We start from the raw sequence: 26017 nt of genomic DNA, 5'->3' as shown, positions 1-26017 counted from the left end.
ATGCAGCAAGAGTTCAACGATCCGCTCTGGCGCACGGTGCTGTCCGGCGCACAGATGCTGTTCGTGGCCTTCGGCGCCCTGGTGTTGATGCCGCTGATTACCGGCCTTGACCCGAACGTGGCGCTGTTTACCGCCGGCCTGGGAACCATCCTGTTTCAGGTGGTCACCGGACGTCAGGTGCCGGTGTTCCTGGCGTCGAGTTTTGCTTTCATCACCCCGATCATTCTCGCCAAGGGTCAATTCGGCCTCGCGGCGACCATGGGCGGTGTGATGGCGGCTGGCTTCGTCTACACCTTCCTCGGCCTGGCCGTGAAGATCAAAGGCACCGGTTTCATCGACCGCCTGTTGCCACCGGTGGTGATCGGCCCGGTCATCATCTCCATCGGCCTGGCCATGGCGCCGATTGCCGCCAACATGGCGATGGGCAAGGCGGGAGACGGCAGCGAGCTGATTCACTATCAGACCGCAATGCTGATCTCGATGCCTGCGCTGCTGACCACCCTGATCGTCGCCGTGTTCGGCAAAGGCATTTTCCGCCTGGTGCCGATCATTTCCGGCGTGCTGGTGGGTTTTGCCATGTCATTCTATTTCGGTGTGGTCGACACGGCGAAGATTGCCGCGGCGCCATGGTTCGCCATCCCGGCCTTCACCGCGCCGGAATTCAACTGGCAGGCGATCCTGTTCATCGTTCCGGTGGCCCTGGCCCCGGCTATCGAACACATCGGCGGTGTGATTGCCGTGGGTAGCGTGACCGGTCGCGATTACCTGAAGAAACCCGGTCTGCACCGCACGCTGCTTGGTGACGGCATTGCCACCACCGCAGCCGGTCTGTTCGGCGGCCCACCCAACACCACCTACGCCGAAGTCACCGGCGCGGTGATGCTGACCAAGAACTACAACCCGAAAATCATGACCTGGGCGGCGATATTCGCCATCAGCCTGGCATTCATCGGCAAATTCGGCGCACTGCTGCAAAGCATTCCGGTGCCGGTGATGGGCGGCATTCTGTGCCTGTTGTTCGGTTCGATTGCAGCGGTAGGCATGAACACGCTGATCCGCCACAAGATCGATCTGGGCGAGGCGCGCAATCTGGTGATTGTGTCGGTGACCCTGGTGTTCGGGATCGGCGGTGTGTTGGTGGGTACCGGCACCGGCCCGGATGATTTCGGCCTCAAAGGCATTGCGCTGTGCGCGGTGGTGGCGATTGCGCTGAACCTGATCCTGCCGGGCAATGACAGCTGGAAGCACAAGAAGGCGGAAGAGCCGCTGGTGTAACAGGCGATCCCTGTGGCGAGGGAGCTTGCTCCCGCTTGACCGGTCTGGCGCACCAGTGCGCAGCAGCCACAAAATCTTCATTTATTGCAAGATTTTGGGGCCGCTTCGCGACCCAGCGGGAGCAAGCTCCCTTGCCACAGGTTGGGTTCCTAGAGAGCCAAAGGCGCTCTTTCGCATAACTTGGTCAATGCCTGTGCCCAACGCGGGTCATCATTGAGACACGGCACCAACACCAATTCCTCGCCCCCCGCTTCGCGGAACTGTTCTTTACCGCGATCACCAATCTCCTCCAGCGTCTCGATGCAATCGGCAACGAACGCCGGGCACATGACCAATAGTTTCTTCACACCCGACTTGGCCAACTCATCAAGACGCGCTTCGGTGTAGGGCTCAATCCATTTGGCACGCCCCAGACGCGACTGGAACGACACCGACCATTTGCCGTCCGCAAGCCCCATGCGCTTGGCAAACTCCGCTGCGCTACGCAGGCATTGGGCGCGGTAACAGGTCGCCAGGGTCGCTGGCGAAGCGTTCTTGCAGCAGTCTTCATTCTTGAAGCAATGCTGGCCGGTCGGATCGAGCTTGGTCAGATGCCTCTCAGGCAAGCCGTGAAAGCTCAGCAACAGGTGGTCGTAATCCTGTTGCAGGTACGGTCCGGCCGTGGCCACCAGCGCATCAAGGTATTCTGGTTGATCGTAAAACGGCTGGAGTATCGACAGTTGCACATTGAGATTTTTCTCGCGCAAAACACGCCGGACCTCTTCGATCACCGTTGTGGTGGTGCTGTCGGCAAATTGTGGATAGAGCGGCGCCACGGTTATCCGCTTATGCCCTTGGGCGATCAGTCGTGTAAGCGCCGACTCGATGGACGGTTGGCCATATCGCATGGCCAACTCAACCGGGCCGTGATGCCAGTGCGCAGTCATCGCTTGCTGCAAGCGACGACTGAGCACCACCAGCGGCGAGCCTTCGTCCCACCAGATCGAAGCATACGCGTGGGCCGACTGCTCGGGACGCTTGATCAGGATCAGTGACACCAGCAGACGCCGCACCGGCCAAGGCAGGTCGATCACGTAGGGGTCCATCAGAAACTGATTGAGGTAACGGCGCACGTCCGCCACCGAAGTGGAGGCCGGTGAGCCCAGGTTGACCAGAAGCAACGCGTGATCGGTCATGCAACGTCCTATTTCAGAGGCGGCTGGAAAGATCGTCCAGGGCCGCGCGCAAATCAGTGAACTGGAAGGTGAATCCTGCTTCGAGCAAACGCGCCGGCGTGGCCCGTTGACCACCCAGCAACAACAATGACATCTCGCCCAGGCCGACCTTCAACGCCAGCGCCGGCATCGGCATGAACGCCGGGCGATGCAATACGCTGCCCAGGGTTTTGGCAAACTCGCGATTACGTACCGGCTTCGGTGCGCAGGCATTATATGGACCGCTGGCTTCATTGCGATGCAGAAGAAAATCAATCAGGGCGATTTGATCGTTGATATGAATCCACGGCATCCACTGCCGACCGTTGCCGATCGGCCCGCCCAGCCCGAATTTGAACGGCAGCAGCAGGCGCGACAAAAAGCCGCCATCGGCAGACAACACCAGACCGGTGCGAATGAGGATCACCCGAATCCCCAAGGCCTCCGCACGCTGCGCGGTTTCTTCCCAGGCGATGCACAACTGGCTGGCGAAGTCGTCGATCACCGGCGGTGATTCTTCGGTCAACTCCCGCTCGCCGCCATCACCGTACCAACCCACGGCAGAGCCGGAGATCAGTACCCGGGGTTTCTGCTCGCGCTTTTCCAGCCAGGCCAGCAGGGTTTCGGTCAAGGTAATCCGGCTGCTCCATAACAGCGCTTTGCGTTTGGACGTCCATGGTCGATCGGCAATCGGCGCACCCGCCAGGTTGATAATGGCGTCAATCGGTTCTTGACCGAGGTCTTCCAACAGTGCGACACCACGCACTGCAGCGCCGCAAATTTTCGCAACTTTATCGGGCGTACGACTCAAGACCGTCAGGCGATGCCCCTGACTCAACCAGTGTCGACAAAGCTGACGTCCTATCAAACCAGTACCGCCGGTCAGCAATATGTGCATGACTTCTTCCTCGCGTGGCGTTTTACCTTGATCACTAGTCTATTTTTATAAGCAAGGGATCTTTGATATCGGGCAGGCTCTGTGTTTAACAATAGGCCAAGCTGTCAGAACGATAACGCTAAAAGTTATACCAAAAAACAATATTGTACAGGTTTCAACCCCGGCGTAGTCTGTACAGAAAGGTAAACGAGGCCCTTATGACTGTACCTATCGCAATCATCGGCACCGGCATCGCCGGACTCTCAGCCGCACAAGCCCTGACAGATGCAGGGCATGTCGTGCAACTTTTCGATAAAAGCCGCGGCAGTGGCGGACGCATGTCGAGCAAGCGCAGCGATGCGGGCGCTCTGGACATGGGTGCGCAATACTTTACTGCCCGCGACCGCCGCTTCGTCACTGAAGTGCAACGCTGGCAAGCCAACGGCTGGGTGGCCGAGTGGACGCCGCAGCTGTACACCTACCATGGCGGCCAGCTCAATCTGTCGCCGGATGAGCAGACCCGCTGGGTCGGCACGCCGCGCATGAGCGCCATCACGAGAGCGCTGCTCGGCGACCTCGAAGTGCATTTCGCCTGCCGGATCACCGAGGTCTATCGCGGCGAACAACACTGGCACCTGCAGGATGCCGAGGGTTTTACCCACGGCCCCTTCAGTCACGTAGTGATCGCTACGCCGGCACCGCAAGCGACGGCACTGCTGGCCTCTGCACCGAAGCTCGCGGGGGCTGCCGCCGGGGTCAAAATGGACCCCACCTGGGCCGTCGCCCTGGCTTTCGAAACGCCGCTGGAAACGCCGATGGAAGGCTGTTTCGTGCAAGACAGCCCGCTCGACTGGCTGGCCCGCAACCGCAGCAAGCCAGGGCGCGACAACACGCTCGACACGTGGGTGCTGCACGCCACCAGCACCTGGAGCCGCCAGCACATCGACTTGCCAAAGGAAGCAGTGATCGAACAATTGCACGGTGCGTTCGCCGAACTGCTACATGATTCGATGCCCGCGCCGAGCTTCAGCCTGGCCCACCGCTGGCTCTACGCTCGTCCAGCCAGCAGCCACGAATGGGGCACGCTGGCGGATGCCGATCTGGGCTTGTATGCCTGTGGCGACTGGTGCCTGTCCGGACGTGTCGAAGGTGCCTGGCTCAGCGGCCAGGAAGCAGCCCGTCGTCTGCATGAGCACTTGCAGTGAACCGCATCAATCCGAGCAAATTGCTGCTGTCGAAATGGACAGCAGCCCACCCGCAGAACCGCGAAAAACACTTTCTGGTCACCGAGCTGTTTCGTGACGACGAGGGAACGGTCCGGGAAATCGAACTGCAGGCCGTATTGACCCGACGCAGTGAACGCTGTGCATGGCAAACCTTGCAGGACAGCAGCACTTGGCGGTTGGGCTGGTCGTAAGAACCTCTGCAACAAGCGAGCATCGAGAAAAACTTATACAAAAGATTTGACTTGCACACCTTTGAATCTATGATGAACCCAAGTTGTACAGAATTTTTCATCTGTATAGGTTTTGATTCCGAGGTATTCCGATGCCCCTGCCCCCCAACAAACCGAAAATCGCCATCAGTGCCTGCCTGATGGGCGCCGAGGTGCGCTACAACGGCGGGCACAAGGAGTCGCGGCTGTGCAGTCGCACCCTCACCGATTACTTCGATTTCGTAACGGTGTGCCCGGAAGTTGCCATTGGCCTGGGCATTCCACGCGAGCCCATTCGGTTGGTGGGTGATCCGCTCCAGCCGCAAGCCGTTGGCACGGTCGATCGTGAGATCAACGTCACCCGGCCGCTGGCCGAGTACGGACGGAAAATGGCGGCGGAACTCGGCGACATTTGCGGCTACATTTTCATGCAAAAATCCCCGTCTTGCGGCCTGGAACGCGTAAAGGTCTATCACGCCAACGGTGCGCCGGTGGACGGCGGCGGCCAGGGGATTTATGCCCGGGCTTTTTGCGCGCAGCACCCGGACTTGCCAGTGGAAGAAGACGGGCGGCTCAACGACCCGGTGTTGCGCGAGAATTTCCTTACCCGCGTATTTGCCTACAGCGCCTGGCAGCATTTACTCAAAGAAGGCCTGAGTCGCCGTGGCCTGACGGACTTTCATTCGCGCTACAAGTACCTGCTGATGGCTCACAACCCGGTGCAGTACAAAGCCTTGGGCAATCTGCTGGGCAACATGGGCAAGACCGATCCAGAAACACTCGGCCCGCAATATTTCAGCGAATTGATGGCTGCACTGAAAAAGTGTGCAACCCGCCGCACCCACACCAACGTGCTGCAACACCTCAGTGGCTACCTGAAAAAAACCCTCAGCGCCGACGACAAACAGGAAGTGCAACACGTGATCGGCCAATACCGCCACGGCATCGTGCCTCTGGTGGTGCCGCTGACATTGCTCAAGCATCACTTTCGGCAACACCCCGACCCGTACATCGCGCAGCAGGTCTACCTGCAACCGCACCCGGAAAATCTCAGCCTGCGAAACGCAATCTGATGAAAGACCTAGCTGACAGCAGCGCCAGCGAGGACTTGGGCGACGACTTTAAAAAGGCCCTGGATGAAGGCTGGTTGCCGATCCGCGAGGTAGCCCGGCAGACCGGCGTCAACGCCGTGACGCTACGCGCCTGGGAACGGCGCTACGGCCTGATCGTTCCGCAACGTACGCCCAAGGGGCATCGTCTGTTTTCCAGCGAACACATACAGCGCATCCACACGATCCTCACCTGGCTCAACCGTGGTGTTGCCGTCAGCCAGGTCAAACAACTGCTCGATACCCCACAGACTTTCAGCCAACCGGTGGAGAACGACTGGCAAAGGCTGCGTCATAGCTTGCTGGTGGCGGTCACGAAACTGACCGAACGCCCTCTGGACGACACCGTCAATCAGGCCATGGCGCTCTATCCGCCGCGAACACTGTGTGAGCAATTGTTGTTGCCGCTGCTGGCGGAGCTGGAGCAACGCTGGCAAGGCCAGTTCGGCGCACAGATGGAACGGGTATTTTTTTATTCCTGGCTGCGCAGCAAATTCGGGGCGCGCATCTACCACAACAATCGTCAGTTGCACGCACCGCCATTGCTGTTGATCAACCACTCGGACCTGCCACTGGAACCTCACCTGTGGCTCACCGCCTGGCTGATCAGCAGCGCCGATTGCCCGGTGGAAGTGTTCGACTGGCCGCTGCCTGTTGGCGAACTGGCCGTCGCAGCGGATTATCTGCAAGCTCGCGGCGTACTGCTTTTTTCCAGCAAAGCCATAAACATTTCGCAATTGCCGAAACTTTTGAACAACGTCAGCTGCCCAAAATTGATCGTTGGACCAACGGTGTGCATTCACCACGCCGAGTTGTCCGCTAAAGCTTCAGAAATTGCCGATTTACACCTGGCCGAAGATCCATTGTTGGCACATCAGGTGCTGGTTCAGCGTGGGCTCATTTAGTAGCGTTTTTATAAGGTTTGGTACGGACATCACATGCAATTGATCTGGCTGCGCAGCGACTTGCGCTCACATGACAACACCGCCCTCTCGGCTGCCGCTGCGGTTGGCCCGTGCGTGGCGGTGTACCTGCTCAGCCCGGAGCAATGGCTGGAACACGACGATGCGCCGTGCAAAGTGGATTTCTGGTTACGCAATCTCGATCAGCTGAGCCAGGTGCTGAGCCAATTGAACATTCCGCTGCTGATTCGCGAGGCTGCGCGCTGGGATGACGCACCGAAGGTACTGCTCGATGTTTGCCGGCAACTGCGCATCGAAGCTGTACATGTAAACGAGGAATACGGCATTCACGAAACCCGCCGGGACGCTGCCGTTGCGAAAACACTGGCAGGCCAAGGCATCGAATTCCACAGTTACCTTGATCAGTTGCTGTTCAAGCCGGGCAGTATCCTGACCAGAACCGGCACGTACTTTCAGGTTTTCAGTCAATTCCGCAAGGTCTGCTACGAACGCCTGCACCATGCGCTGCCGCGATTGGTCAGTACACCAATGGCCCAGGCGCCGCTTGGGATTCTCAGCGATCCGGTCCCCACCCGTGTCGAAGGATTCGAGACACCTGCCGCCAGCCTTCAAGCGCTGTGGCCCGCCGGAGAAACCGAAGCCCGCCAGCGGCTCGATACTTTCGCCGACATACAGATCGACTATTACCAGAGCGAGCGCGATTTCCCGGCCAAGCCCGGCACCAGCCAACTTTCGGCGTACCTCGCCGCCGGGGTGATTTCACCACGTCAATGCCTGCATGCCGCACTGCAAAGCAATCAGGGCGAGTTCGAAAGTGGCAAAGTCGGAGCAGTCACTTGGATCAATGAACTGCTATGGCGCGAGTTCTATAAGCACATTTTGGTGGGCTACCCGAGGGTTTCCCGTCATCGTGCCTTCCGCCCGGAAACCGAAGCCCTGGCCTGGCGCCACGCCCCCGAAGAGCTCGCAGCCTGGCAGGAGGGCCGTACCGGACTGCCGATCATTGATGCCGCCATGCGCCAGCTGCTGGAAACAGGTTGGATGCACAACCGTCTGCGCATGATCGTGGCGATGTTCCTGACCAAGAATCTGCTGATCGACTGGCGCGAGGGCGAGCGTTTTTTCATGCGTAACCTGATCGACGGCGACCTCGCCGCCAACAATGGCGGCTGGCAGTGGAGCTCGTCCACCGGCACTGATTCAGCGCCTTACTTTCGGATCTTCAATCCGTTGAGCCAGTCGGAAAAGTTCGACGCTGAAGGTGTATTCATCAAGCACTGGCTGCCGGAACTGTCCGGGCTGAACAAAAAAGAGCTGCACAACCCCGCTCACCTCGGTGGGTTGTTCGGCGTAGCCAACTATCCATCGCCGATTGTCGATCTGAGCGCATCGCGCGCGCGCGCCCTGGCTGCATTCAAAAACCTGCCGACACGGCAAAATGCCGGAGGCTTGCATGATTAGCTTCCTGCAACAGCACGACAACATCTTTTGCCACCAACATCACTTCGATGCCGGTGCTGCTCTCCAAAAACACAACCCCCTGTCGGGCCAGTTGATTACCAGGCTGAAAAGGAGAAAGGGATGATTCTGACACCGCCACGTCGATACTGGTTGACCGGTGCCAGCAACGGCATTGGTGCCGCGATGGTCGAAGAACTCCTCAAGACCGGTGCCCACGTGGCCGTCAGCTCACGCTCGCTGACGCAGCTCAAAGACATGTCCCAACGTTATCCGGGACAAGTTCTGGTGGTGGCAGGCAACCTGACCAACAGTCAGACCGTACGTGAAATCGGCGAACAGATCGCCGAGCAATGGGGTTCTCTGGATACGGTGATCCTCAATGCGGGCACCTGTGAATACGTGGATGCCAAGCAATTCGACACCTCGATCGTCGAGCATGTGGTGCGCACCAATCTGCTCGCCAGCAGCTATTGCATCGAAGCCGCCTTGCCGCTGCTGCGCAAAGGCATCGCCCCGCACCTGGTGGGGGTGGCCAGTTCGGTGACCTACCTGCCGCTGCCGCAGGCAGAAGCCCATGGCGCCTCGAAGGCCGGCTTGCGTTACTTGTTCGAATCCTCGCGTATCAACCTTGCCCCGCAAGGGATTGAAGTCACCGTGGTCAGTCCTGGTTTGGCCAATACACCGCTGACGGCGAAAAACGACTTTCCCATGCCCCAGAGCTGGCCTGCGGACAAAGCCGCACGGCACATCGTCAGCAAACTCAGGGATCGGCCGCTGGAGATAACGTTTCCAGGAATGTTCATGGCCGCCCTATGGCCAATGTCGAAAATGCCGGATCAGGTAAAACTGGAGATCGGTAAAAGAATGGTGCGCCGCAACCCGCCAATCAAGGACCAGCCCTGACACCGCGCCCGTCTGCACTTTCACACAGCACCGCGCCACTGCCTTACACTGCGCGCCATGAAAACCATCCCTCATACGCAAATCGCCATTCCCGCGGTGACCTGCTCGACTTGTGCCGCCTGCTGCTGCCAGCTCGAAGTCATGTTGATCACCGATACAGGCGTACCCGAACGCTATATCGATACCGATGACTGGGGTGGCGAGGTCATGTTGCGTCTGGATGACGGCTGGTGTGCCGCGCTGGATCGCAACACGATGATGTGCACCATCTACGAGAAACGCCCGTTGATCTGTCGTGAGTTCGAGATGGGTGCGCCGGAATGCATTGAGGAGCGCCAGGGGATTTCGACGGCGTATCGCTGATTACCCATGCAGCAGCGAGCCTGCTCGCTCCTGCATGGGATCTTGTATCAGTCTTACAAAGGCATCGTGTAATGCAACGCGTAGCTCTCTACCCCGTTATTGGGACTGCTGATCCCGGCATTGGAATAGTGAGTAGCCCGAACGCCGACTTCATGCCCGCCGGCAAAGCGCAGGCCAACGCCGAAACGGTCCTCGAACTGAAACGAGCTACCCAGATCGTTGTTTTCGATTTCAGTGTCGGAGAAAAGCGCCACGCCAACCCCAAGCTCGACGTAGGGTTTGACGTTCTGGCCGGCGAATTCGTAAACCAACACGGGCGAGAACGACAGACTGTTGTTACTCGAAGTCTTGTCACCTTCCCAATAGGTGTAAGCGCCGCTCCAGTAACCGGTCAGGCGACCGACGTCGGTTTGCCACCAGCTCTGGTCCCAATCGAACTGCATGCCCAGTCGATAAGTCATGGTTGACTCGCCGGTCTGGCCGACCGCAAATTCCACACCTGCGGCCTGTGCAGTGAAACTGTGCCCCATCAATGCAGCCGCAATCGCGGCCAAACAAAATAGACGCTTCATTAGAAACTTCCTTTTCCGAACGATTACGTTTGGTATTTTTGTTGCTCGACATTCACAGCTATAGAAGTCGGCGATTTATCAGAAGTTCACCCCGATTTTTTTCAACGCCCCCCTAAGACTTGCCTACGCTTCAAAGCTTCGCACAACCCCAGCTTTATTCCACAAAACCGGCAATATATTTGCGAAATGGTCTGGATCGGCACTGCTCCAGAACTGTGCAGGACGCGCAGGTCCTTCAGCCAGCAATTGGCGATCGGCCAAAAGCCGCTGAAGTTGTCGGGCGACCGCCGCGCCGGTATCGATCAGGCTGATGTCGTCGGGGATCATCTGTCTGAGCAACGGTTTGAGAAAAGGGTAATGCGTGCACCCCAGGATGATGGTGTCAGCGCCTGCGCCAAGCAGCGGCCCGACGTAACCCTCGAGCATTTCACGCAAAGCCGTACTGTGCAGATCGCCGTTCTCGATCAGCTCCACCAACCCGGGGCAAGGCTGGGTGATCACCCGAACATCAGTGGCGAAACGGTCGAGCAGCGCGGCGAACTTGGCGCTCTGCAAGGTGCCGGTGGTGGCGAGTACTCCGACCACGCCACTGCGGGTGGCGGCGGCGGCCGGCTTGACGGCAGGTTCCATGCCGACGATGGGCCACTGCGGATAATCGCGACGCAAGTCAGCAACCCCTGCAACCGTCGCCGTATTGCAGGCCAGTACCAGGGCCTTGGCGCCCTGGTGCTCAAAGAACTCGGCCATGACGCTGCAGCGCTGGCGGATAAATTCCGGGGTCTTTTCGCCGTAAGGGATATTCCCGCAATCGGCGACGTACAAGAGTGATTCGTTGGGCAGCAAACGCTGGATTTCGGCCAGCACCGAAAGTCCACCGACGCCGGAGTCGAACACGCCGATCGGCGCTTCACGCATGCTTTGGCCCACAGACGTTGCAACCCGGATCGCGCTTGACCCGCAATTCACGGAAGCGCGAGCCCAAGGCATCGATCAACAACAGGCGCCCCACCAGTGGCTCGCCGAAAACGGCCAGCAACTTCAGCGCTTCGAGCGCCTGCAAGCTGCCCACCAAACCCACCAGCGGCCCCACCACTCCGGCCTCGCTGCAGGTCAATTCGGCTTCGCTGCCGTGCCCGTACAAACAGTGGTAGCACGGGCTTTCCGGGCGGCGTGGGTCGAACACCGACAATTGCCCCTCCAGACGAATCGCCGCGCCGCTGACCAGTGGCTTACCGGCAGCCACACACGCGGCATTCACCGCTTCACGGGTGGAAAAGTTGTCGCAACAGTCGAGCACCAAATCCACGCCGGCCACCGCCGCGGCCAGGGAGTCTTCATCCAATGCCGTGCGATGGGCAACCAGTTGAATCTCGGGGTTGATGGCCGTCAGGCGCTGGATCGCTGAATCGACCTTGCTCATGCCGACGCTGTCGGTGTCATGGATGATCTGGCGCTGCAGGTTGGTCAGGTCGACGGTGTCGAAGTCCGCCAGATGCATTTCACCCACCCCCGCCGCCGCCAGATACAGCGCCACCGGAGCACCCAGACCGCCGAGGCCGACGATCAGCACGCGACTGTCCTTCAAGCGCAATTGACCGTCGATGTCGATGTGCTGCAACAGGATCTGTCGGCTGTAGCGCAGCAATTCCTGATCATTCAGCATGGCAGGCGTCCCAGGCTGATGCGTTGATGCCCCCCCAGATCGGTGCGGCTATGGACCTGTTCAAAACCACGGGTCAAGAGCAAATCGCGCACCGCCTCGGCCTGATCGTAACCGTGTTCGAGCATCAGCCAGCCACCCGCTTCCAGATGATCCGGTGCCTGGGCGACGATCAAGCGCAAATCATCGAGCCCGTCGACACCCGCGACCAGAGCGCTGGCCGGTTCGAAGCGCACGTCGCCTTCCACCAGATGCGGATCGGCGGCGGCGATGTAAGGCGGATTACTGATGATCAACTCGAATCGTTGCCCTTGCAGCGCACTGAACCAGTGGCTGCACAGAACCGTGGCATTGTGCAGGTGCAGACGCTGGCGATTGCGCTCGGCCAGGGCAACGGCTTCCAGCACGCGGTCTACGGCCGTGACCTTCCACGCAGGACGTTCGCTGGCCAGGGCCAGAGCGATTGCGCCACTGCCGGTGCCGAGGTCCAGTACTTTTGCCGGCGTGGCGGGCAGCAATTCAAGTGCGGCTTCGACCAGAAGTTCGGTATCCGGGCGCGGAATCAATGTGTGTGGTGCCACTTCCAGATCAAGCTTCCAGAAACCTTGCTGGCCAAGAATGTAGGCCACCGGCTCACCGCCACGACGGCGTTGCAAAAACTCGGCGAAGGTCAGCGCCGCTTCGCTCGGCACGATACGTTCCGGCCAGGTGTGCAAAAAACTGCGGGACTTGCCCAACGCCGCCGCCAGCAACAGTTCGGCGTCCAGGCGCGCTGTGGGCGAGTCGGGCAAATCGGCGGCGCGCAACAAACTGGCAATGATCGTCATTTACTCACCTATCGCCGCGAGTTGATCAGCCTGGTATTCGGCCAGCAACGGCTCGATCACCGCATCGACGCCACCGGCGAGGATTTCATCGAGCGAATACAGCGTCAGGTTGACCCGATGGTCGGTGACCCGGCCCTGGGCAAAGTTGTAGGTGCGAATGCGTTCGGAGCGGTCACCGGAACCGACCAGCAACTTGCGCTCGCTGGCAATAGCGTTGGCCGCGGCGCTGGTCTGCTGGTCGTTGAGTTTGGCCGACAACCAGGCCATCGCACGGGCGCGGTTCTTGTGCTGCGAACGCTCCTCCTGGCATTCCACAACGATGCCGGATGGCAAGTGCGTGATACGAATGGCCGAATCGGTTTTGTTCACGTGCTGACCACCGGCCCCCGAGGAGCGGTAAGTGTCGATCCGCAAATCCGCCGGATTGATCTCGATGGCCTCTTGCTCGTCCGGCTCGGGCAACACCGCCACAGTACAGGCCGAAGTATGGATACGACCCTGGGACTCGGTAGCCGGTACCCGTTGCACGCGGTGCGCACCGGATTCGAACTTCAGCTTGCCGTAGACGTTGTCGCCTTCGACCCGGGCGATGACTTCTTTATAGCCGCCGTGCTCACCCTCGTTTTCCGAAAGGATCTCCACGCGCCAGCCGCGACGCTCGGCGTATCGCGAATACATGCGGAACAGGTCGCCGGAGAAAATCGCCGCCTCGTCGCCGCCGGTGCCGGCACGGATTTCGAGGAACACGTTGCGTCCGTCATTCGGGTCCTTGGGCAACAGCATGCGTTGCAGGCTGGCTTCCAGTTCGACCAGGCGTTCCTTGGCTTCGCGGACTTCTTCCACGGCCATCTCGCGCATGTCCGGGTCGCTGTCCTTGAGCAGTGCCTGGGCACCTTCGAGGTCGCCTTGCACTTTGAGCAGCTGTTTATAGGTTTCGACGATCGGCTCGACTTCCGCGTATTCCTTGGAGTAGGTGCGGAATTTGTTCTGATCGGAAATGACCTCGCCATCGCCAAGCAAGGCGGTCAGTTCCTCGAAACGGTCCTGGAGGATGTCCAGCTTATTGAGCAGTGACGCTTTCATTGCGGTTTCTTATCCGAAAAGCTATCCGATGAGCCCTCATTGAGGGCAAAGAGTTCCTGGGCCATCGCCAGCGCATCGAGGCGACCTTCGGCAGAGAGCTTTTTCAACTGCACGCTGGGTGCGTGCAAGAGTTTGTTGGTCAGGCCCCGCGCCAGTTGCACCAGCACTTCTTCGGCGCTGCCGCCGTTGGCCAGCAGACGCTGGGCCTTTTGCAATTCTTCGTCGCGCAGACGTTCACTCTGTTGACGATAGGCCTTGAGCACGTCGACCGCCGCCAATTCGCGCAAGCGGATCATGAAATCTTCGGCACCGACCGAGACCATCTCTTCCGCGGCCTGGGCGGCGCCCTGGCGGCTCTTGAGGTTCTCGGCGACCACTTCGTGGAGATCGTCGACGCTGTAGAGATAAACGTCGTCCAACTCGCCGACTTCCGGCTCGATATCCCGCGGTACGGCGATGTCCACCATGAAAATAGGTTTGTGCTTGCGCAACTTCAGCGCGCTTTCCACGGCGCCCTTGCCGAGGATCGGCAACTGGCTGGCGGTTGAACTGATGACGATGTCGCTGCGCACCAGTTCAGCCGGAATATCCGACAGCAATACGGCATGCGCGCCAAACTGCTCGGCCAGAATGCTGGCGCGTTCCAGAGTGCGGTTGGCCACAACGATACGCTTGACCCCCAGATCATGCAGATGGCGGGCGACCAGGGTGATGGTCTCGCCCGCGCCGATCAACAGCGCCTGGCTGCGCTGCAAGTCGCTGAAAATCTGTTTCGCCAGGCTGACCGCGGCAAAGGCCACGGACACCGGGTTCTCACCGATGGCGGTGTCGGTGCGCACTTGCTTGGCGGCATTGAACGTGGCCTGGAACAAGCGCCCGAGCAGCGGCCCGATGGTGCCCGCCTCGCGAGCCACGGCATAGGCCGATTTCATCTGCCCGAGAATCTGAGGCTCACCCAACACCAGCGAATCGAGCCCGGAAGCCACGCGCATCATGTGACGAACTGCCGCATCATCTTCGTGCACATAACTGCTCGCACGCAGTTCATCCAGGCTCAAATGATGATAATCGGCCAACCAGCGCAGCACGGTATCCGCCGACAGGTGATCCTGTTCTATATAGAGTTCACTGCGATTGCAGGTGGAGAGGATCGCAGCTTCGCGGCTGTCGGTGAGTCGGCAGAGCTGCTGCAAGGCCTCAACCAGCTGCTCAGGGGTAAAGGCCACGCGCTCGCGGACGTCTACTGAAGCAGTCTTGTGGTTAATACCGAGTGCAAGGAAGGCCATTCAAAGTCGCTGATGGTGACGTGAAGCCGGCAATTGTCCTACTTCGACAGATCGAGAACAACTACTCGATATCTATCGCCCCCACAGGAAGTACCGCGAGTTGCGAGCGCTTCTCGTTTACCCGGCGCGCGGGTAAATTGCCGGGCCGGTTATGTTTGGCCCAAGGCTTGTGTCATGATGATCCGACCGCAGGTTAGTCGTCCTTCTTCCTATATGAATAGATCTTCCGCGTTGCTCCTCGCTTTTGTCTTCCTCAGCGGCTGCCAGGCCTTGGCCCCCGTGTCGCCGGACAGTTCGTCCGCGGTGGAAGACAGCACTCCGGTGCCCGAAAAGCCCAAGGTTTACAGCTCATTCAGTGAAGACACGGTCTTCAGCCTGCTGAGTGCCGAACTCGCTGGTCAGCGCAATCGCTTCGACATTGCGCTGGATAACTACGTGACCCAGGCCATCAACACTCAGGATCCGGGCATTTCCGAGCGGGCATTTCGCATCGCCGAATATCTGGGTGCCGATCAAGCCGCCCTGGACACCGCGCTGATCTGGGCGAAAAACGCCCCGGACGACCTCGAGGCACAACGGGCGGCGGCCATTCAACTGGCACGCGCCGGGCGCTATGACGACTCCATGGTCTATATGGAGAAAGTCCTGCAAGGCAAGGGCGACACGCATTTCGATTTCCTTGCGCTGTCTGCGGCCGATACCGACCAGGACACCCGCAACGGCTTGATGCAGAGTTTCAACCGTTTGCTGCAACGCCACCCGAACAATGGCCAACTGATTTTCGGCAAGGCTCTGTTGCTGCAACAGGACGGCGACTCCAAAGGCGCACTGACCCTGCTGGAAGACAACCCGCCGGACGAAGGCGAAATCGCCCCGATTCTGCTGCGCGCGCGGCTGCTGCAAAGCCTCGACCGCGGCGACGAAGCATTGCCGCTGCTGCAAAAAAGCATCAAGAAGTACCCGGAGGACAAGCGCCTGCGCCTGACGTACGCACGCATGCTGGTCGAGCAGAACCGCATGGATGACGCCAAGGCCGAGTTCTCCAGCCTGGTCCAGCAATACCCGGATGACGACGAACTGCGTTATTCGCTGGCACTGGTCTGTCTCGAAGCCAAGGCCTGGGACGAGGCCAAGGGCTACCTGGAAGACCTGATCGCACGGGACAGCCACGTTGACTCGGCGCATTTGAACCTGGGCCGCATCGCCGAAGAACGCAATGACCCGCAAGGCGCGCTGATCGAGTACGGCCAGGTCGGCCCTGGCAACGACTACCTGCCGGCACAGTTGCGCCAGACCGACATCCTGATCAACAACGGCCGGACCGCCGAAGCCCAGCGCAAGCTCGCGGCCGAACGCGACGAACAGCCGGACTATGCGATTCAGCTTTACCTGATCGAAGCCGAAACCCTGTCCGCCAACAACCAGCCCGACAAGGCCTGGGCGGTACTGGAACAAGCACTGCAAAAATACCCGGACGACCTGAACCTGCTTTACACCCGGGCCATGCAGGCGGAAAAACGCAATGACCTGGCGCAGATGGAAAAAGACCTGCGCCAGATCATCAAGCGTGACCCGGACAATGCCATGGCGCTGAACGCGCTCGGATATACCCTGTCCGATCGCACCACTCGCTATGTCGAAGCCAAGGCCTTGATCGAACAGGCACACCAGATCAACCCGGAAGACCCGGCCGTTCTCGACAGCCTCGGCTGGGTGAATTTCCGCATGGGCAACCTCGACGAAGCCGAGCGTTTGCTGCGTCAAGCCCTGGAGCGTTTCCCGGACCAGGAAGTCGCCGCGCATCTGGGCGAAGTCCTGTGGGCCAATGGCAAACAACGCGAAGCCAGGCAGATCTGGAGCAAATTCCTCAAGGAACAACCCGACAGCCCTATTCTGCGCAGTACCATCAAGCGCCTGACCGGATCAGAGACCCTTTAAGATTATGTTTTTGCGCCACATCATTGTTTTCAGCTTCATCGCCCTGCTCGCCGGCTGTGCGGGTTTCGGCGCTCGCGAATCGGTCGAAGGCCACGGCAACCCTGCCCAATGGCGCGAGCACAAACAGCAGTTGGCCAACCTCGATGGCTGGCAGATCGACGGCAAGATCGGCATCCGCGCACCGAAGGACTCAGGCAGCGGCACGCTGTTCTGGTTGCAGCGCCAGGATTACTACGACATCCGCCTCTCCGGCCCATTGGGTCGCGGGGCCGCTCGCCTGACCGGGCGCCCGGGCAAGGTTTCCCTGGAAGTGGCCAATCAGGGGCGCTATGAAGCCCCCTCTCCGGATGTGTTGCTGGAAGAACAATTGGGCTGGAAATTGCCGGTGTCCAATCTGGCGTGGTGGGTCCGCGGGCTTCCGGCTCCGGACAGTAAAAGCCGCCTGACGCTGGATGGCGACAGCCGCCTGGCCAATCTCGAACAGGATGGCTGGCAGGTGGAGTACACCGCCTATACCGAACAAAACGGCTACTGGTTGCCCGAGCGGATCAAACTCCACGGCACCGACCTTGATGTCACGTTGGTGATCAAGGCCTGGCAACCTCGCAAACTGGGGCAGTGACATGCCGGCCAATCGCCTGACCTTGCCCTCGCCAGCCAAACTCAATTTGATGCTGCACATCCTGGGTCGCCGCGAAGACGGTTACCACGAGTTGCAGACAATGTTTCAGTTTCTCGACTACGGCGATGAAATCACCTTCGCTGTTCGCGATGACGGTGTCATTTGCCTGCACACCGAGTTCGAGGGCGTGCCCCACGACAGCAACCTGATCGTCAGGGCTGCCAAAAAACTGCAAGAGCAATCTGGCAGCAAACTGGGCATCGATATCTGGATCGACAAGATTCTGCCCATGGGTGGCGGGATCGGCGGCGGCAGTTCGAACGCCGCGACCACTCTGCTCGGCCTGAATCATCTCTGGCATCTGGGCTGGGATGAGGATCGGTTGGCTGCACTGGGCCTGACGCTGGGTGCCGACGTCCCGGTTTTCGTGCGCGGCCACGCAGCTTTCGCCGAGGGTGTCGGAGAGAAACTGACCCCTGTCGACCCGGAAGAACCGTGGTATGTGGTGCTCGTTCCGCAAGTCTCTGTAAGTACGGCAGAAATTTTTTCCGATCCGTTGTTGACACGTAACACGCCGCCCATTAAAGTGCGCCCCGTTCCCAAGGGAAACAGTCGTAATGACTGCTTGCCGGTGGTAACAAGGCGTTATCCAGAGGTACGTAACGCTTTGAATTTGTTAGGTAAATTTACCGAAGCAAAACTCACCGGAACTGGAAGTTGTGTGTTTGGGGGCTTCCCAAGCAAAGCTGAAGCTGATAAAGTCTCGGCCCTTCTTACAGAGACCCTTACAGGGTTTGTAGCAAAAGGAAGCAACGTCTCGATGTTGCATCGCAAGCTGCAAAGTCTGCTCTAAAAGAACCGATTACTGGGTAATCGTTGCAACAGATACAGGGGCGTCGCCAAGCGGTAAGGCAGCAGGTTTTGATCCTGCCATGCGTTGGTTCGAATCCAGCCGCCCCTGCCATTTTCTATACTCATCCAGGTTACCCTCAGCCTCTAGGTACTGCGCGTGTCCAAGATGATGGTCTTTACGGGGAATGCTAACCCCGATCTGGCTCGGCGTGTCGTACGTCAGCTGCATATCCCTCTCGGTGACATCTCTGTCGGCAAATTCTCCGACGGCGAAATCACAGCCGAGATCAATGAAAACGTTCGCGGTAAAGACGTCTTCATTATTCAGCCGACTTGCGCTCCGACCAACGATAACCTGATGGAACTGGTAGTGATGGCTGACGCCTTCCGCCGCTCCTCGGCTACTCGTATCACTGCTGTTATTCCTTACTTTGGTTATGCCCGTCAGGATCGCCGTCCGCGTTCCGCACGTGTGGCAATCAGCGCGAAAGTCGTGGCTGACATGCTTACCGTAGTCGGCATCGACCGTGTTCTCACGGTTGATCTGCATGCTGACCAAATCCAGGGTTTCTTCGATATTCCGGTAGATAACATCTACGGCTCCCCGGTTCTGGTGGATGACATTGAAGATCAGCGCTTCGAAAACCTGATGATCGTCTCCCCGGACATTGGTGGCGTCGTGCGTGCACGTGCCGTCGCCAAATCCCTGGGCGTGGATCTCGGGATCATCGACAAACGCCGTGAGAAAGCCAATCACTCTGAAGTGATGCATATCATCGGTGATGTCGAAGGGCGTACCTGTATTCTGGTCGATGACATGGTCGATACCGCCGGCACCCTGTGCCACGCGGCCAAGGCCTTGAAAGAGCATGGCGCAGCCAAGGTTTTCGCCTACTGCACGCACCCTGTGCTATCGGGTCGGGCAATCGAAAACATTGAAAATTCCGTGCTGGACGAGCTGGTGGTGACCAACACCATTCCGCTGTCCGCTGCAGCACAAGCCTGTGCGCGTATCCGTCAACTGGATATCGCACCGGTAGTTGCCGAGGCGGTCCGCCGCATCAGCAATGAAGAATCGATCAGCGCGATGTTCCGCTAAGGGCCCTGCCCTTTTCGAATGTCTCGTTGACGAAAAGCGCCCCGCCCCGGCATTCCTGTCGGGGCGGGGCTTTTTTGCCCATATCGCCTTTAGCGCTGGTCGCAAACGCTGGGGCGAGTGTGGTTATTTTGGAGATACAACATGAACGATTTTACTCTGAATGCTGAAGTGCGTTCCGACCTGGGGAAAGGTGCGAGCCGCCGCCTGCGTCGTCTCGCAAGCCTGGTTCCAGCTGTAGTTTACGGTGGCGACAAAGCCCCTGAATCCATCAGCATGCTGGCCAAAGAAGTTGCCAAACTGCTCGAAAACGAAGCGGCTTACAGCCACATCATCGAGCTGAACGTTGGTGGCACCAAGCAGAACGTCGTGATCAAAGCCCTGCAGCGTCACCCGGCCAAAGGCCACGTGATGCACGCTGACTTCGTACGCGTAGTCGCTGGCCAGAAACTGACCGCTATCGTTCCAGTGCACTTCATCAACGAAGAAGCACCGACCAAGAAAGGCGGCGAAATCTCGCACGTTACTTCGGAAATCGAAGTTTCCTGCCTGCCGAAAGACCTGCCTGAATTCATCGAAGTCGATCTGGCTAACGCCGAAATCGGTTCGATCATTCACCTGTCGGACCTCAAAGCCCCTAAAGGCGTTGAGTTCGTGGCTCTGGCACACGGCGATGACAAGGCTGTTGCCAACGTCCACGCTCCACGTGTTGCTCCAGAAGCTACCGAAGAAGGCGCAGCAGAGTAATTTCACTCTGTTCGCCGGAGTGACCGGAAACATCGCGGACTAGAGCATAGCGAGAAAGCGGGCGAGAACGCGGAGTTTACATCATGGTAAATGAGCAATTTTCGTCCACTTTCGCCGCTCTCCCTGATTGCGGCGATGTTATCCACCACTCCTAGGAAGGGCCCCTATCGTGACTGCCATCAAACTGATCGTTGGCCTGGGAAATCCAGGCGCTGAATACGAACAGACCCGGCATAACGCAGGGGCCCTTTTTGTTGAGCGCATCGCGAACGCACAAGGCGTAAACCTTGTGGCGGACCGCAAATATTTCGGCCTGACCGGTCGCTTTTCGCATCAGGGTCAGGATGTTCGTCTGCTGATTCCCACCACGTACATGAACCGCAGCGGCCAGGCCGTCGCGGCCCTTGCCGGTTTCTTCCGCATCAAGCCTGAAGAAATCCTCGTGGCGCATGACGAACTCGACCTGCCTCCGGGCGTCGCCAAGCTCAAACAGGGCGGCGGCCATGGCGGTCACAACGGGTTGCGCGACATCATTGCGCAATTGGGCAATCAGAATACCTTTCACCGCTTGCGGCTTGGCATTGGCCACCCGGGCGTTGCCAGTATGGTTTCAAACTTCGTCCTGGGTCGTGCGCCACGCGCCGAACAGGAAAAACTCGATGCCAGCATCGACTTTGCCCTCGGCGTGCTGCCGGATATCCTCGCCGGTGAATGGAACCGCGCGATGAAAAACCTGCACAGCCAGAAGGCCTGACTTTTTACCCGAGGGGAAACACCATGGGATTCAATTGCGGCATCGTCGGCCTGCCTAACGTCGGCAAGTCCACCCTGTTCAACGCCCTGACCAAATCCGGTATTGCGGCCGAGAACTTCCCCTTCTGCACCATCGAACCCAACAGCGGTATCGTGCCGATGCCGGACCCGCGCCTGGAAGCATTGGCGGCCATCGTCAACCCAAAGCGCATCCTGCCGACCACCATGGAATTCGTCGACATCGCGGGCCTGGTTGCCGGCGCGTCGAAGGGCGAAGGCCTGGGCAACAAGTTCCTGGCCAACATCCGTGAAACCGATGCCATCGCTCACGTGGTCCGCTGCTTCGAAGACGAGAACGTGATTCACGTCTCCAACAGCGTCGACCCGAAACGTGACATCGAAATCATCGACCTGGAACTGATCTTCGCCGACCTCGACAGCTGCGAGAAGCAATTGCAGAAAGTCGCGCGTAACGCCAAGGGCGGCGACAAGGATGCCGTGGTTCAGAAGGGCCTGCTGGAGCAATTGATCGCTCACTTCACCCTCGGCAAGCCGGCGCGCAGCCTGATGAAGACCATGAGCACCGATGAAAAAGCGGTGATCAAGGGCTTCCACCTGCTGACCACCAAGCCGGTCATGTATATCGCCAACGTCGCTGAAGACGGTTTCGAGAACAACCCGCACCTGGACGTGGTCAAGGCCATCGCCGAAGAAGAAGGCGCCATGGTCGTTCCGGTCTGCAACAAGATCGAAGCGGAAATCGCCGAACTCGACGACGGCGAAGAGAAAGACATGTTCCTCGAAGCCCTGGGCCTCGAAGAACCAGGTCTGAACCGCGTGATCCGCGCAGGGTACGAAATGCTGCACCTGCAGACCTACTTCACCGCCGGTGTCGAAGAAGTCCGCGCCTGGACCGTGCGCGTCGGTGCCACCGCACCGCAAGCCGCTGGCGTGATCCACACCGACTTCGAAAAAGGCTTCATCCGCGCCGAAGTGATCGCCTACAACGACTTCATCCAGTACAAAGGCGAAGCCGGTACCAAGGAAGCCGGTAAATGGCGCCTGGAAGGCAAGGACTACATCGTCAAAGACGGCGATGTGATGCACTTCCGCTTCAACGTGTAAAACCTCGACCCAAGAAAAAGCCGCGTTTGAAACGCGGCTTTTTTGTGCCTGAAATTCGGGCAACACCCCATACCCCGTAGGAGCGAGGCATGGGATCAGGCCTTTTTGGTGCGTGGCAAGAAAATCGCCAACACACCCAGCAACGGCAGGAACGAACACAGGAAGTACACGTACTCGATGCCGTGAATATCTGCCAAATGCCCCAGCAACGCCGCGCCGATCCCGCCGAAACCGAACATCAAACCGAAGAACACCCCGGCAATCATTCCGACATTGCCCGGCACCAGTTCCTGGGCATACACCACGATGGCCGAGAACGCCGAAGCCAGGATGAAGCCGATGACCACGCTGAGCACACTGGTCCAGAACAGGTCGACATGCGGCAGCAACAACGTGAACGGCGCCACGCCAAGGATCGAGAACCAGATCACGGCCTTACGCCCGATCTTGTCACCGATCGGCCCACCGAAAAACGTCCCCGCTGCAACCGCGCCGAGAAACAGGAACAGATGCAACTGCGAGCTGGCCACTGAAAGGTCGAATTTTTCGATCAGGTAGAAGGTGAAATAACTGGTGAGGCTGGACATATAAAAGTACTTGGAGAACACCAGCAAACCGAGAACCACCAGCGCACTGATCACCCTTCCCTTGGACAGCCCGTGGGTTGCAGCCTGGCCTTGCTTGAGCTTGAACAGGTTCAGGTGATTGGCGTACCAGCGGCTGATCCGGTACAGCACGAACAACGCAAATACCGCGAACAACCCGAACCAGGCCACGTTGCCCTGACCGTAGGGAATGATGATCGCCGCCGCCAGCAACGGACCGAACGCCGAACCCGCATTGCCGCCCACTTGAAAAGTCGACTGCGCCAGCCCGAAGCGTCCGCCCGAGGCCAGTCGTGCCACGCGAGAAGCTTCCGGGTGGAAGGTCGAGGAGCCAATGCCGATCAGCGCCGCCGCCAACAGGATCATCGGGAAGCTGCCGACCACCGACATCATCACAATCCCCACCAACGTGCACACGGTGCCCGCTGGCAACAGCCACGGCTTGGGATGGCGGTCGGTGTGATACCCGACCCACGGCTGCAACAGCGAAGCCGTCAGTTGGAACGTCAGGGTGATCAACCCGACCTGGGTAAATGTCAGGCCATAGTTAGCCTTGAGCATCGGGTAAATCGACGGCAGTACCGACTGAATCAGGTCATTGATCAAGTGCGCCAGCGCCACTGCGCCGATGATGCGCATGACCAGAGGACTGCTTTGCGAAGGAGCGGAGGCCGGCACGGAACCGGTCTGGGCATTGCTGATAGCCATGGGGGTTTCCAGACAACGAAGGGTGCACACGAACAGTTGCGTCAATGTGCCATTTTTCGGTGCAGGAGCGCCATCCCCTTAGCCTGCTAACTACTTCAATTTTTCATCGCTAAAGAGGTGATAGCGCTGTGCCATGGTCTGAATCTTGCCTTCCTGTTCCGCTTCAACGCGGCCCTCTTACAAAGAGGGCCGAGAATGGGAAGTTTCGCCACAGAGTCGGCCTACAGAGCTGGCAATGGTGAACTTTCGAGGCCTTTTAAGGGGCACCGGTCGTGGTCTTGCGAGTCACGACGCACGCCAATGGTGCGCGGTGTTCAAAGGAGTCACGGGGCATGCAGGCTTTTTTATCACCGGGGATCGGGCTGCTGGGGCGTTTCGGGTTTGCGCGCAAGTTCCAGCTGTTGTTTCTGCTGTTCATCCTGCCATTGGCCGGCAGCCTGTGGATGATCGGCCAGGATTATCGCGACAAACTGAATTTGATCTCAGGAGAACGTGCCGGGGTTCGTCAACTTCTCGCCCTTGATGCGCTGGACAACCTGCTTTCCGCCCAACGTGATCGTGCAGCCCGATGGCGCGCAACGGAAACCAATCGCCAACCGACGCCTGCAACGCTGGCCGCCATGGCAGCCTTCGACGCGGTCCAGCCCGCCGTCACTCAGGCCGCTTCTGACCTTGGTGCAACGCTGCAAAAAGACCAGGCCAAGGATGAAACCTTGACGCGTTTTCAAACCCTGCAGTCGGCGCTCAACGGCCTCGACTCGAAAAGCCTCAGCAGCGTCGGTTGGTGGCCGGACGGTTACGATCGCTTCACCAACGCCTTGAGTGCGCTGCAAGCGTTGCGCGAGCAAATCGCCATGGACAATCGCCTGACACTCGCACCCTGGCTGGAAACGTACCTGCTGACACAGATTTCCACCCAGCACGCACCGGACCTGATCGAACGCGTCGGTCGCCTGGCCGCCGTGGGCCAGGCATCCGTGGTGTCCGGGCAGTTCACCTTGCAAAGTCGCCTGCAATTACGTGATCTGCGCAGCCGCATTGGAGATGCCAGGGAGCAATTGGCAAAAACGGCGGGGGTGCTAGAAGCCCGCTTGCCCAGCGCCCTGCAAACCTGGGCCGATCAGTACCATGACAGCCTCAAGCACCTCGATTCAGGGTTGAAAGTCCTCGATGACGGCGTGTTCGGCGGCAGCATCAACCTCAAGCCCGAAGACTTTGAGCGCAGCCTGGACGCCCTGCTCGCCAACCTCGCGGCGTTGCGCCAGCAATCGCTGGAATCGCTGGACCAGCGTCTTGATTACTACCACGACTCGGCGATCCGTCAGTTCATCGTGGTGGCGAGCGTGTTTGGCTGCCTCTTGCTGGCGGCTTTGTACCTGTTCATTTGTTTGCAGGCGTCGATCCGCCGTAGCGCCAGCGGTATCACCCTGCTCGCCGAAGCCCTGCGCGACGGCAACCTGAGCCTGCAAGCGCCGGTTCAAGGTCGGGACGAATTGGCGGCCATCAGCACCGCGCTGAATGTTGCCGTGGTGCAGTTGCGCACCAGTTTGCTCGGTGTGGATCACGAAACTCTGCAATTGAGCAACGCCGTGCAAACCCTCAACCACCATTCCAGCGATGCGCTGGGCGAGGTCGAAGCCCAACAGTTGCAGATCAGTCAGATAGCCGCTGCGGCCACGCAATTGGCCGCGACCTCTCAAGGGGTGGCCCACAGTTGCGAGCAGGCTTCTGGCAGCGCTCAGCAGACTCAGCGCATTGCTGCCGACAGCAGTCGGGACAGCCTGCGTACGACGGCAAGTATTCAGGCGCTCAATCAGCGTCTGAACGACACCGCTGCGGCGCTGGGTCGGGTCAGTGAACAAGGGCAGCAGATCCAGTTGGTGGTCGACACCATTCGCGGCGTCGCCGAGCAGACCAACCTGTTGGCGCTCAACGCCGCCATCGAGGCCGCCCGTGCCGGCGAGCAGGGCCGTGGTTTTGCAGTGGTGGCCGACGAAGTGCGCAGCCTGTCGCAACGCACGCAGTCCTCGACCGCGCAGATCGCCGGTACGGTCGACAGTTTGCGCAGCACGGTGAACGAAGCCGTCAGCCTGATGGAAGCGGCGTGTGGCCAGGCGCAATCCGATGCCCTGGCCGTCACGGGCCTGGGCGAGCGCCTGGGGGAAATTGCCAGTGCAGTACAGGGCGTCACCGACACCCTGGCGCAGATTGCGACAGCCGTAGAGGAACAGGCCAGCACCGCCGACGAGGTCAGCGGCAACATCCAACAGGTCGATCAGGCCGCGGTGCGTTTACTCGAAGGTGCCCGTGCGGTAAACCACGCAGCCGACACATTGAGCCATGGCAGCAAGGCATTGAGTGCCAATACCGGCAGGTTTCAGCTCAATTGATGCCCTCCCCCGAGTGTTTTTTTCGGCTCAGGAGGATAAGCGGTTGAAAGCGTAGAGAAATATTTTAGATTTGTGCTTGACGCATCCCCGTTACCGGTGAATAATGCGCGCCACTTGGCTACATAGCTCAGTTGGTTAGAGCATAGCATTCATAATGCTGGGGTCCGGGGTTCAAGTCCCTGTGTAGCCACCAAGTACTAAAAACGGCTTACCG

General features: G+C 59.1%; 25 protein-coding genes and 2 tRNA genes. 18 read left to right on the top strand and 9 right to left on the bottom strand.

Translation table 11 applies throughout. From position 1 onward, the window contains the following. Positions 1-1275 (top strand): uracil-xanthine permease family protein, encoded by a 1275-nt coding sequence (locus tag D8U69_RS18865; protein ID WP_130903576.1) that lies wholly within the window; start codon positions 1-3, stop codon positions 1273-1275. A gap of 149 nt (positions 1276-1424) precedes the next feature. On the opposite strand, the gene hemH is transcribed toward D8U69_RS18865, so the two are convergent. Together hemH and D8U69_RS18855 are read right to left on the bottom strand one after the other, a co-directional pair. Further along, complete coding sequence (gene hemH / locus D8U69_RS18860) at positions 1425-2450, bottom strand: ferrochelatase (protein ID WP_130903575.1); 1026 nt, start codon at positions 2448-2450, stop codon at positions 1425-1427. Between the two features lie 13 nt (positions 2451-2463). Continuing rightward, entirely contained in the window at positions 2464-3366 is a 903-nt protein-coding gene (locus D8U69_RS18855; protein ID WP_056853261.1) for a TIGR01777 family oxidoreductase, read from the bottom strand. Between the two features lie 197 nt (positions 3367-3563). Between D8U69_RS18855 and D8U69_RS18850 the strand changes: the two genes are divergently transcribed. The 7 genes from D8U69_RS18850 (at position 3564) to D8U69_RS18820 (ending at position 9539) form a co-directional block, all read left to right on the top strand. Continuing rightward, complete coding sequence (locus D8U69_RS18850; protein ID WP_056853262.1) at positions 3564-4550, top strand: NAD(P)/FAD-dependent oxidoreductase; 987 nt, start codon at positions 3564-3566, stop codon at positions 4548-4550. After that, positions 4547-4762, top strand: coding sequence for a TIGR02450 family Trp-rich protein (locus D8U69_RS18845; protein ID WP_056853263.1), 216 nt, complete (start codon positions 4547-4549; stop codon positions 4760-4762). Before D8U69_RS18850 ends, D8U69_RS18845 begins: the two co-directional genes overlap by 4 nt. Before the next feature lie 131 nt (positions 4763-4893). Next, positions 4894-5853: a DUF523 and DUF1722 domain-containing protein gene (locus D8U69_RS18840; protein ID WP_130903574.1), complete on the top strand. Its 960-nt coding sequence runs from the start codon at positions 4894-4896 to the stop codon at positions 5851-5853. Continuing rightward, complete coding sequence (locus tag D8U69_RS18835) at positions 5853-6794, top strand: MerR family transcriptional regulator (RefSeq protein WP_056853265.1); 942 nt, start codon at positions 5853-5855, stop codon at positions 6792-6794. The genes D8U69_RS18840 and D8U69_RS18835 overlap by 1 nt, the downstream gene beginning before the upstream one ends. 33 nt (positions 6795-6827) lie before the next feature. After that, the gene (gene phrB / locus D8U69_RS18830) at positions 6828-8273 is read left to right on the top strand and encodes a deoxyribodipyrimidine photo-lyase (protein ID WP_130903573.1); all 1446 of its coding nucleotides are present in this window, start codon (positions 6828-6830) and stop codon (positions 8271-8273) included. A 120-nt stretch (positions 8274-8393) separates the two neighbouring features. Continuing rightward, a complete protein-coding gene (locus tag D8U69_RS18825) occupies positions 8394-9176 on the top strand; it encodes an SDR family oxidoreductase (protein WP_130907890.1) in 783 nt (260 codons plus the stop codon). 57 nt (positions 9177-9233) lie between these two features. Then, positions 9234-9539, top strand: a complete 306-nt coding sequence (locus tag D8U69_RS18820) for a YkgJ family cysteine cluster protein (RefSeq protein ID WP_056853268.1) — start codon at positions 9234-9236, stop codon at positions 9537-9539. 53 nt (positions 9540-9592) lie between these two features. On the opposite strand, the gene D8U69_RS18815 is transcribed toward D8U69_RS18820, so the two are convergent. From D8U69_RS18815 to hemA, 6 genes are all read right to left on the bottom strand, one after another. After that, on the bottom strand, positions 9593-10111 hold the full coding sequence (locus D8U69_RS18815) for an acyloxyacyl hydrolase (protein WP_130907889.1): 519 nt from the start codon (positions 10109-10111) through the stop codon (positions 9593-9595). Between the two features lie 123 nt (positions 10112-10234). After that, positions 10235-11026 carry a glutamate racemase gene (gene murI / locus D8U69_RS18810; protein ID WP_056853270.1) on the bottom strand — a complete coding sequence of 264 codons (792 nt, stop codon included), beginning with the start codon at positions 11024-11026 and terminating at the stop codon, positions 10235-10237. Continuing rightward, entirely contained in the window at positions 11019-11774 is a 756-nt protein-coding gene (locus tag D8U69_RS18805) for a molybdopterin-synthase adenylyltransferase MoeB (RefSeq protein ID WP_130907888.1), read from the bottom strand. The genes murI and D8U69_RS18805 overlap by 8 nt, the downstream gene beginning before the upstream one ends. Further along, positions 11768-12598: a peptide chain release factor N(5)-glutamine methyltransferase gene (prmC, locus tag D8U69_RS18800; protein WP_056853272.1), complete on the bottom strand. Its 831-nt coding sequence runs from the start codon at positions 12596-12598 to the stop codon at positions 11768-11770. The genes D8U69_RS18805 and prmC overlap by 7 nt, the downstream gene beginning before the upstream one ends. Then, positions 12599-13681: a peptide chain release factor 1 gene (gene prfA / locus D8U69_RS18795; protein ID WP_130907887.1), complete on the bottom strand. Its 1083-nt coding sequence runs from the start codon at positions 13679-13681 to the stop codon at positions 12599-12601. Next, positions 13678-14967, bottom strand: coding sequence for a glutamyl-tRNA reductase (gene hemA, locus D8U69_RS18790; protein ID WP_056853273.1), 1290 nt, complete (start codon positions 14965-14967; stop codon positions 13678-13680). Before hemA ends, prfA begins: the two co-directional genes overlap by 4 nt. 213 nt (positions 14968-15180) lie before the next feature. On the opposite strand from hemA, the gene D8U69_RS18785 reads away from it, so the two are divergent. The 8 genes from D8U69_RS18785 (at position 15181) to ychF (ending at position 22100) form a co-directional block, all read left to right on the top strand. Beyond that, positions 15181-16905 carry a tetratricopeptide repeat protein gene (locus D8U69_RS18785; protein WP_130903569.1) on the top strand — a complete coding sequence of 575 codons (1725 nt, stop codon included), beginning with the start codon at positions 15181-15183 and terminating at the stop codon, positions 16903-16905. A gap of 4 nt (positions 16906-16909) precedes the next feature. Next, a complete protein-coding gene (gene lolB, locus D8U69_RS18780) occupies positions 16910-17527 on the top strand; it encodes a lipoprotein insertase outer membrane protein LolB (protein ID WP_056853275.1) in 618 nt (205 codons plus the stop codon). A 1-nt stretch (position 17528) separates the two neighbouring features. Next, on the top strand, positions 17529-18380 hold the full coding sequence (gene ispE, locus D8U69_RS18775; protein WP_130903567.1) for a 4-(cytidine 5'-diphospho)-2-C-methyl-D-erythritol kinase: 852 nt from the start codon (positions 17529-17531) through the stop codon (positions 18378-18380). A 36-nt stretch (positions 18381-18416) separates the two neighbouring features. Next, positions 18417-18491 (top strand) — tRNA-Gln (locus D8U69_RS18770). Between the two features lie 45 nt (positions 18492-18536). Further along, positions 18537-19478 (top strand): ribose-phosphate pyrophosphokinase, encoded by a 942-nt coding sequence (locus D8U69_RS18765; RefSeq protein ID WP_003171603.1) that lies wholly within the window; start codon positions 18537-18539, stop codon positions 19476-19478. Between the two features lie 141 nt (positions 19479-19619). Then, entirely contained in the window at positions 19620-20222 is a 603-nt protein-coding gene (locus D8U69_RS18760) for a 50S ribosomal protein L25/general stress protein Ctc (protein ID WP_130903566.1), read from the top strand. A 169-nt stretch (positions 20223-20391) separates the two neighbouring features. After that, positions 20392-20976, top strand: coding sequence for an aminoacyl-tRNA hydrolase (gene pth / locus D8U69_RS18755; RefSeq protein ID WP_056853278.1), 585 nt, complete (start codon positions 20392-20394; stop codon positions 20974-20976). Positions 20977-20999: 23 nt separating this feature from the next. After that, positions 21000-22100, top strand: coding sequence for a redox-regulated ATPase YchF (gene ychF, locus D8U69_RS18750; RefSeq protein WP_015096822.1), 1101 nt, complete (start codon positions 21000-21002; stop codon positions 22098-22100). 95 nt (positions 22101-22195) lie between these two features. Here the strand turns inward: ychF and D8U69_RS18745 are convergent, their stop codons facing one another. Beyond that, complete coding sequence (locus D8U69_RS18745) at positions 22196-23413, bottom strand: MFS transporter (protein WP_056853279.1); 1218 nt, start codon at positions 23411-23413, stop codon at positions 22196-22198. A gap of 332 nt (positions 23414-23745) precedes the next feature. Between D8U69_RS18745 and D8U69_RS18740 the strand changes: the two genes are divergently transcribed. Together D8U69_RS18740 and D8U69_RS18735 are read left to right on the top strand one after the other, a co-directional pair. Continuing rightward, complete coding sequence (locus D8U69_RS18740; protein WP_130907886.1) at positions 23746-25803, top strand: methyl-accepting chemotaxis protein; 2058 nt, start codon at positions 23746-23748, stop codon at positions 25801-25803. Positions 25804-25919: 116 nt separating this feature from the next. After that, positions 25920-25996, top strand: a tRNA-Met gene (locus tag D8U69_RS18735). The last annotated feature ends 21 nt before the right edge of the window (positions 25997-26017 follow it).

The sequence above is a fragment of the Pseudomonas sp. Sample_16 genome (assembly GCF_004307665.1).
Lineage (GTDB): Bacteria > Pseudomonadota > Gammaproteobacteria > Pseudomonadales > Pseudomonadaceae > Aquipseudomonas.
The sequence above is the reverse complement of the archived record's forward strand: the minus strand, read 5'-3'. Positions and strand labels throughout refer to the sequence as shown.